Raw genomic sequence first — 7,481 nt, 5'->3', positions numbered from 1 at the left:
CGTGGACTCCACCGTTGCCCGCGCGCACCACCATGCGGCCGGGATGGTGGTCGACGCGGAGCTCCTCGGTGAGCTGGAGAAGGCCCTGGCAGAGGAAAAGGGGCTCCAGACAAGGGGCAAAACGGTGCCATAGGTGAGGGATCCGAGGGCGCGGCAGACGCCGAGCGGGGACGGCGGCGGGCCCTGCGCCGCCGTCGCAGGGCCCGGCTGAAGGCTGCCGAACTGGGCCGCTCCCGGGGCGGGCTGACCAGTAAGGTGCACCTCGCCGCTGACCGTCGATGCCGTCCGTTATCCATCATTCTCACGCCCGGCCAGGCCGCTGACAGCCCGCGCTTCATCCCGGTTCTGGAGAAGATCAAGGTCCGCGGGCGCGTCGGCCGTCCTCGGACCAGGCCGGACGCGGCCGCCGGAGACAAGGCGTACTCATCCCGCGCCAACCGCGCCTACCTGCGCAGACGCAACATCAAAGCGGTGATCCCGGAGAAAGCCGACCAAAGCACCAACCGCAAGAAGAAGGGCAGCTCGGGCGGCCGCCCGGTCAGCCACGACGCCACGCTCTACAAGGACCGCAACACCGTCGAGCGAACAATCAACAAGTTCAAGGAGTGGCGAGGGCTGGCCACCCGCTACGACAAGAAGCCCGAGAGTTACACCGCCGGCCTCCACCTACGCGGATCCATCATCTGGCTCCGCAGCCTGCCAGCCCGTGCATGATCCGAACCCCGCACAGACCCTAAGGGCTGTCCGGACAACAAAGAAGCCCCGGGCCGTTGGCCTGGGGCTTCTTCATGGAGCGGGTGACGAGAATCGAACTCGCGCTCCGAGCTTGGGAAGCACCCAGTACTGCGTAGGCTTGCATGCCATCTGATCTGGGGAAACGCATCCCTGGGGGCGTGCCGCAGTGGCTTCGTTCGGGCCTCTGCTGACCGCTGTCCACCGTCCTGACTGGCACGTAGTGGCACGCCCACCCCCGTTTGGTCGGCTGAGACGCGGGTGGTCGGCCGAGAGCCGAGCGGGACCGGCCGCGCCCGGTACGGCCGCAGAGCCCCGGTACGGCAGCAGGGTCCGGACCGTGCGTCGCGGTCCGGACCCTGCCCCGTGCGGTGCTGCCCTGCGGCGGCGGTGCGTCAGCTCTGTGCGGTGTCGTCGCCCGTCTGCCCGGCGCCCTCGGCTGCGCCTGCCTTCTCGCGCATCTTGCGCACCAGCTCCGCCTTCCGGTCGGCGGCACCCTTGCGGTCGAGGTTGCGGTGCGGACCATTATTCTGCCGTTCGGCGCGGGACAGCCTCTTGCGCTGGCCGCCGCCCATGCCCACGGGGTTGTTGATGTTCTTGCTCACGGTCATGGGTTCTCCCGGAATGATGTGAAGTGATCTACGGATTCATCGGTGGGGGACGGGCGCGGCGACGTCGAGGGACGTCAGCAGGGGCCCATCACGCTCTCACTCGTAAATCGGCGTCTCGAAGAACATGACAAAGACGTTACCCGGTTCCGTCGGCCCCCCACGCCAAGCCTTTCGCCGCCCCGGCGTCGGCCGGGCTTTCGGTGAGCGCCCGGGGTCAGCCGTTTCCTTCCGGGAATCTCAGCACCCGCCTACACCCGCCGGTGGTCGCCGCGTGCCCGGGGCAGGTCCAGATGGACGATACTGGGCCGCCGCGGGCGTGGTCAGTGGTCGCGAGCACACTGGCGACATGAGCACCGGATCCGTGGAACCCGGCGCGCACCGACGCGACAGCCGGGTCATCGGCCTACCCATGACCGACCCGACAAGTGAAACGGACCGCCGGAGAACCCGACTGCCCGTCATGAAGTTCAAGGTTGAGGCGAGATCAAGGCAATTACGGCACGCGAATGGCACGCGTCAAAGAGGTCTAGACAACAAACGAGGCCCTGGTCTCCGACCAGGGCCTTCATCATGGAGCGGGTGACGAGAATCGAACTCGCGCTCTGAGCTTGGGAATCTATGGCGCGTTGGGCATCGAGGTAGGTCCTGACCTGCGAAAACAGTGGATCCGATGGCTCGCTCCCGGGGTGGGTGAAGGCCCCGTATTGACCGCTGTGCACCGATCTGAAGGGCACGGACGGGGCACGACGCGGGGCAGGTGCCTCCCGCCATCGTTCACTGGTGTCGAGTCCGGCTGTTGACGCGTCGGGGTTCCTTCAACGAGCCAGGGGTTTGCAGCCGCCAAGCCGGTGCTCCCCGCCGCAGGCCCTACGAGTCGACTGCGGTGGGGTCGAGGGAGTCGATGTCCTCCATGAAGCCCAGCATCCGGGCGTTGACGACGTCGGGGTGGTCGATCTGTGGTCCGTGGCCGGTCGCGGCGATGATCTCGGCGCGGGCGCCGGGGATCAGGCGCGGTACGCGCTCCAGCTGCCGCTGCGGGTGTACCAGGAGGCTGCGCTTGCCCATGATGAGGTAGAGCGGGGTCCGGATGGAGCGCAGCGCGTCCTCGGCCAGCGGCAGAGGTGCGGGACGGCGGATCCGAAAGGCCCGGGCGCCTACCTGGACCCACTTCCGCAACTCGGGAACGGCGATGACCGGCTGCTCCAGCCAGGAGGCGAGGCGCGGACGCAGCGCCTTGGGAGCGAAGCTGGCGAAGAGGCTCACGAAGACCCAGGCGAAGAAGCGCAGGCCCACCTTCTCCAGGCCGCCCGGGTCGAGGGCGGTGACCGAGGCGAGCCGTCCGGGCCGGCGGTGCGCCTGGTTGAGCACCAGCCAGCCTCCGTAGGAGGAGCCGACGAGGTGGACCCGGTCGAGGCCGAGCGCGTCGAGGGCCTCGTCCATCCACTGCGCGGCGCGCTCGGGCTGCCACATGGGCTCGCGGTGGACGCTGCGCCCGGCGTCGCCGGGGGTGTCGAGCGCGTAGACGGGCCGTTCGGCGCTGAGCTCGGGGGTGTTGGGGTACCACATCGCCGAGCAGTAGCCCGCGCCGTGGATCAGGACCACCGGAGTGCGGGACTCGGCGGCCGGGTCGGTGGGGCCGTACCGGTAGACGTGCGTGGTGCCGAAGCTCGTCTCGACGTCCGTCTCGGAGCGAGCGGGTGCGCCCATCGCGTAGAGGACGTCGCTGGCGGCGAAGTAGCGGTCGCGCAGGGTGTCGTTGACGTAGCGGCCGACGTCGCGGCGCACACGGGTCGTGTTCTCGGGCACGGGCACCTCCGGGAAGATCCGTTCTTCGTGATACGACCGTACCATGATAATGGTACGGCGGTACCATGAAGAAGTTCGGGCAGGCCGGACCGCGAACGCGACCGACGGGCGGAGACACGGCACATGCCAAAGCGCGTGGACCACGAGGAGCGACGCACCCAGATCGCCGAGGCGCTCATCCAGGTCGCGGGGCGGCGAGGGCTGCACGCTGTCGGCATGCGGGACGTGGCTGCTGAGGCCGGCGTCTCGCTCCGGCTCGTGCAGTACTACTTCGAGACCAAGGAGAAACTGCTCTTCTACGGGCTCCAGCACCTGACCGACCGCTTCACGGCGCGGGTGGGCGCCCGCCTCGCCGCCGCCGGTCCGGACCCGGACCCGCGCGCGACGATCGAAGCGCTGCTGCTGGCCTCCCTGCCGACCGACGAGGAGAGTCGCACCTTCCACCTCCTCTACAGCTCCTACTCGATCCTGTCCGTGACCGACGAGGCCCTTGCAGCCCAGCCCTTCATCGACAACCCCGATGCCGCGGAGAACGCGCTGACCGGGCTGCTCGAACAGGCCCAGGCGTCAGGCATGGCCGATGCCGGCATCGCAGCGCGCACGGAGGCGATCAGCCTGCTCGCCATGACGGCGACCATGGGTACCAGCATCCTCGTGGGCCAGCGGAGTCCGGAGTCGGCCATCGCGGTACTTCGTCACCATCTGGACCGGATCTTCTCGACCACCGAGACGTCGGTGAACGGGGCGGCGGGCTAAATCTGGCGTGCTGTCAGGGCACTTGTGGCACGCGAATGGCGGGTGGGCTCCGAGAGGTCTGGACAACGAAGAAGGCCCAGGTCTCCGACCTGGGCCTTCTCTCAAGAGCGGGTGACGAGAATCGAACTCGCGCTCTGACCTTGGGAATCACGGATGACCTAGTACTGATTTGTGTGCTGACCAGCAACGATGTGCTGTGTGGGGGACGAGGCGTGGCGCTGTGATTGCCGTCATTGACGGCTGCTCGCCGTGCCGACTGGTGCGCTTCTGGTGCAGCTCTCCGCTACTACGGTTGCCGCTGCCTCATCGTGCCGTGATCGAGTCGACTGCGCCGAGGTCTCGACGCATCACGTTGCGGAGCTCGCTCACTGCCGCATCGAAGCTGTCCTCAAGCTCTCTGTAAGCCAGGCTGTCGACCGTAGACCCTTCCACGAGCAGGTCTCGCGTATCCCTCAGGACCACAAACGCGGAGCGAGCAGCATCCACAACCTCCTGCGGCGCGATGATGGCCAACTGGTGGCGGCGGAGCGGGTTTGGCCGGTGTCCTGCCCGGTTTGGGGTCAGCATGATCAGGGGGCCGTACGCTGGCCGGCAACTCGGGCAGGCTGTGATCCTGCCCGGAATTTGAACGAGTGGCCCCCTGGTCTTGCTCGACGCGGGACCCGAACCGGGGAGGTGGCTAAAGCCGTGGAGCCGACCGCCCCAGCCACAGCGGGTTTCTTCCCCAGCATGGTGCTCGCTCCAGCCGCGCGACCGGCGCAGCCGGGGAGCGCGCGGCGAGCGGAGCGAGCCGCCTTGATGCAGTAGGTGAAGTTCTACCGGGCTCGGACCAGGCACTTGGCACGTGTCTACGGTCTTGCTGTGCCGCGATGTCTTGCAGTCCGGCTGGCGCGAGTTTCCGGTCTTTGTTGGAGGGGCCGTCAGTCTCCACGCGGGCTGCCGGAACCGTCCCAGCAGTCGAACCCAGCGCTATCCGGAAAAGGTCAAAGGCCCGGAGGGCTACTGCGGCTTCTGCCACTTCGTGGAACGTGCGTGCTCAGTGCGAGGTCCTGACCCTCTTGTCATCGCGACGGTGGCCCCCAAGCATGGCCGCTGACCGCGCCTCGTGGGCGCGGTCAGCGGTGCGTGCGTTCGGAGGTGGTCAGGCCGCTGCGGCGGGCTCGCGCCCCCTGCGGGTCCGGCGGTGGAGGATCTCGTCGAAGGTGGCGCGGGCGCCGGTGGGGTCGATGTAGTGCATGGCCAGGAAGGCGGCGATGACGGCGCCGACGAGGTCGTTCTGGACCTCGGACCAAGCGTGGTTATCGCCGCAGGTGGTGAGGCCCTTCAGGCCGTGGAGGGCGTGCATGGCCTCGCTGGCTTTCTCGGCGACCTTGCCGACCTGGCCGACCTCGGCTGCACCGAAATCGGACCCGTCGACATCCTGGTGAACAACGCCGGCTTCTACCCCCGCGTCGCCTGGCAGGACACCGACGAAACCGCCTGGAACTATTCCCTCGACGTGAACCTCACCGCCCACTACCGCACCTGCCACGCACTCACCCCCGGCATGGTCGAACGCCGCTGGGGTCGGATCGTGAACATCGGCAGCGTCAACGCCCGCGCCGGCCGGACGAACCTCGTCGCGTACAGCACCGCGAAGGCCGGGCTGCTGGGCCTGACCCGCTCCCTCGCCCGCGAACTGGGCCCATACGGGGTCTGCGTCAACACGGTCCTGCCCGGAGCCATCCAGGTCGAGGCCGAGAAAGCCCTCCCCGCCCGGCACCGGGCGCGGCCGGAGGACCAGATCAAGCGCCAGTGTGTCCCGCGCCGTGGCCGGCCCGAGGACGTTGCGGCCCTGGTGGCGTTTCTCGTGGGCCTCTCCGCCTCGTTCATCGCGGGGCAGTCCGTCCACGTCGACGGCGGCTGGCTGCTGCACTGAGACCGTCAACAAGCAAGGAGACGAACCGAAATGATCGAACGAGTCCGCGCCGTCCTCGTCACCGCTGACGACACAATGCTGGGCATTCGCCGCACCAGGCCCGGCATCTCCGAGTACTGGGTCCTGCCCGGTGGCGGCGTCGAACCCAGTGACGAGTCCAGGGAGGCCGCTCTCCACCGGGAGATCCACGAGGAGATCGCGGGAAAGGCCGACATCGTCCGCCTCCTCCACACGATGGAGTCCGACGACGAGCGCCAGCTCTTCTATCTCGCCCGCATCGCAACCTGGTCCTTCGATGACCGCACCGGCCCCGAGTTCAGCGCCGAGGGCCGCGGCGAGTACGCGCTGGAGGAGATCCCGCTGACTGCGGAGGGGCTCGACGGCATCGACCTCAAGCCGGAGGAGATCGCCCACGTCCTGCGGGGAGCCATCAGCGCCGGAAGCCTCGGGGGCGAGGCATCGCTCTGAGCCTTCGAGCACATCAACACACTACTGGGGCCGGCACTGAGTGGTGCAACCGTTCACCCGCTGGTGCCGCGCCCGCCCGGACTGCCGCCCCACGGGCTGCGCGGCGTTGGCAACAAGGAGGGCCCAGGTTGTTGACCTGGGCCCTCATCAAAGAGCGGGTAACGAGAATCGAACTCGCGCTCTGTGCTTGGGAATCACCCGGTACTTGAGGGGCAGATGGCCATCTACCTGCGAGAACGCCATCAAGCGGCCGTTCTCGCTGGTCCCGATGAACGTTGCTCCTGACCGGTGTTCACCGCCCCCACTGGCACGTTGTGGCACGCCGGGGGCAGAACTGTGGAGTTCCCTCACCTACGTGGCGGAGCCGGCTCAGGATGCGCTGGATCGCGAGTGCCGGCAGTACGTCGGGAGGGCAGGCCGATGCGGTGCAGGCGAACCAAGCCGGGGTCGGTTGCGGAGGGGTAACCGGTGTTGCCGAGGGCTGTCGGCATGGCTGCGAGGGCGAGGCCGAGCAGGGAATGCGTCCGTGATGTCGCGGCGGGTTTCTGGCCGGTCGGGGCTCGCGGGCAGGGTGGTCGGCATCGAGGACTGGGCGGCGGAGGCTATGAAGAGTCGGCCGCCGACGTGGTACGCACCCCGGACGATCGGTTTTCCTTCGCTGCCGTCATGGACCGAAGGGGCGTTGTTAGGGTGACACGGGTTCACCAAGTAGCCAGTGTGGTACCGGCGTTGACAACCACGGACTGGGGGATGCGATGGGCGGTCCAGGCGGACATCCACGACTTCGGACGAAGGCCGACCGGCTGACGGACCTGGCCAATGACCTCGACGGTATGCAGGACCACCTGGACAAGCAGGTCAGACGCATGGACGCGATCGTCGACCGGATCGAGGCGGGATGGCGGGGGCCGGCCGCCCGTGCCTACCGGGACCTCCACCGTGGCGCGGCCGAGGACGCCGTACGTATCCGCCTGGTCATCCAGGCTCTCGAACAGGCCGTGCGGCTGAGCCGGGACGGGTTCTCGGAACAGGACCTGGACGTCATGGAGCAACTGCGGAAGATCCAGGCCGCGACGGATGTGAAGGGCGAAACTGCAAGGCCGGGTAGTTAGCGTTTCTGCAGGTCATGCAAGGGAGTTGACGGGTTTTCAACGTGGAGCAACGGAGCTCGTTGGTACAGGCAGTCGTCC

General features: G+C 67.9%; 7 protein-coding genes and 1 pseudogene. 5 read left to right on the top strand and 3 right to left on the bottom strand.

Going from position 1 to position 7,481, the window contains the following annotated elements; translation table 11 throughout:
• Nucleotides 1-174: 174 nt before the first annotated feature.
• Nucleotides 175-714: pseudogene (locus ACZ68L_RS46330) on the top strand (IS5 family transposase); the annotation flags it as partial.
• 413 nt (nucleotides 715-1,127) lie between these two features.
• Here ACZ68L_RS46330 and ACZ68L_RS46325 read toward each other — a convergent pair.
• Both ACZ68L_RS46325 and ACZ68L_RS46320 read right to left on the bottom strand, forming a co-directional pair.
• Nucleotides 1,128-1,343 carry a DUF6243 family protein gene (locus ACZ68L_RS46325; RefSeq protein ID WP_030927449.1) on the bottom strand — a complete coding sequence of 72 codons (216 nt, stop codon included), beginning with the start codon at nucleotides 1,341-1,343 and terminating at the stop codon, nucleotides 1,128-1,130.
• 867 nt (nucleotides 1,344-2,210) lie between these two features.
• Nucleotides 2,211-3,149 carry an alpha/beta fold hydrolase gene (locus ACZ68L_RS46320; protein WP_469590869.1) on the bottom strand — a complete coding sequence of 313 codons (939 nt, stop codon included), beginning with the start codon at nucleotides 3,147-3,149 and terminating at the stop codon, nucleotides 2,211-2,213.
• Between the two features lie 123 nt (nucleotides 3,150-3,272).
• On the opposite strand from ACZ68L_RS46320, the gene ACZ68L_RS46315 reads away from it, so the two are divergent.
• Nucleotides 3,273-3,905, top strand: coding sequence for a TetR/AcrR family transcriptional regulator (locus ACZ68L_RS46315; protein WP_469590867.1), 633 nt, complete (start codon nucleotides 3,273-3,275; stop codon nucleotides 3,903-3,905).
• A 1,141-nt stretch (nucleotides 3,906-5,046) separates the two neighbouring features.
• On the opposite strand, the gene ACZ68L_RS46310 is transcribed toward ACZ68L_RS46315, so the two are convergent.
• Nucleotides 5,047-5,250 carry a hypothetical protein gene (locus ACZ68L_RS46310; protein WP_469590865.1) on the bottom strand — a complete coding sequence of 68 codons (204 nt, stop codon included), beginning with the start codon at nucleotides 5,248-5,250 and terminating at the stop codon, nucleotides 5,047-5,049.
• Between ACZ68L_RS46310 and ACZ68L_RS46305 the strand changes: the two genes are divergently transcribed.
• The 3 genes from ACZ68L_RS46305 to ACZ68L_RS46295 all read left to right on the top strand — a co-directional run bounded on the left by ACZ68L_RS46305 (nucleotide 5,245) and on the right by ACZ68L_RS46295 (nucleotide 7,403).
• Nucleotides 5,245-5,823 carry an SDR family NAD(P)-dependent oxidoreductase gene (locus ACZ68L_RS46305; RefSeq protein ID WP_469590863.1) on the top strand — a complete coding sequence of 193 codons (579 nt, stop codon included), beginning with the start codon at nucleotides 5,245-5,247 and terminating at the stop codon, nucleotides 5,821-5,823. The two genes, ACZ68L_RS46310 and ACZ68L_RS46305, sit on opposite strands and share 6 nt — an antisense overlap.
• Before the next feature lie 30 nt (nucleotides 5,824-5,853).
• Nucleotides 5,854-6,291 carry an NUDIX hydrolase gene (locus tag ACZ68L_RS46300; RefSeq protein WP_469590861.1) on the top strand — a complete coding sequence of 146 codons (438 nt, stop codon included), beginning with the start codon at nucleotides 5,854-5,856 and terminating at the stop codon, nucleotides 6,289-6,291.
• Between the two features lie 755 nt (nucleotides 6,292-7,046).
• The gene (locus ACZ68L_RS46295) at nucleotides 7,047-7,403 is read left to right on the top strand and encodes a WXG100 family type VII secretion target (protein WP_469590859.1); all 357 of its coding nucleotides are present in this window, start codon (nucleotides 7,047-7,049) and stop codon (nucleotides 7,401-7,403) included.
• The last annotated feature ends 78 nt before the right edge of the window (nucleotides 7,404-7,481 follow it).

The organism is Streptomyces sp. NPDC104309 (genome assembly GCF_055584025.1).
The sequence above is the reverse complement of the archived record's forward strand: the minus strand, read 5'-3'. Positions and strand labels throughout refer to the sequence as shown.

What these genes read in the sequence shown, in the direction of transcription:
- ACZ68L_RS46325 (WP_030927449.1), bottom strand. Translation starts at nt 1,343, where the DNA reads ATGACCGTGAGCAAGAACATCAACAACCCCGTGGGCATGGGCGGCGGC.
- ACZ68L_RS46315 (WP_469590867.1), top strand. Translation starts at nt 3,273, where the DNA reads ATGCCAAAGCGCGTGGACCACGAGGAGCGACGCACCCAGATCGCCGAG.
- ACZ68L_RS46310 (WP_469590865.1), bottom strand. Translation starts at nt 5,250, where the DNA reads ATGCACGCCCTCCACGGCCTGAAGGGCCTCACCACCTGCGGCGATAAC.
- ACZ68L_RS46300 (WP_469590861.1), top strand. Translation starts at nt 5,854, where the DNA reads ATGATCGAACGAGTCCGCGCCGTCCTCGTCACCGCTGACGACACAATG.
- ACZ68L_RS46295 (WP_469590859.1), top strand. Translation starts at nt 7,047, where the DNA reads ATGGGCGGTCCAGGCGGACATCCACGACTTCGGACGAAGGCCGACCGG.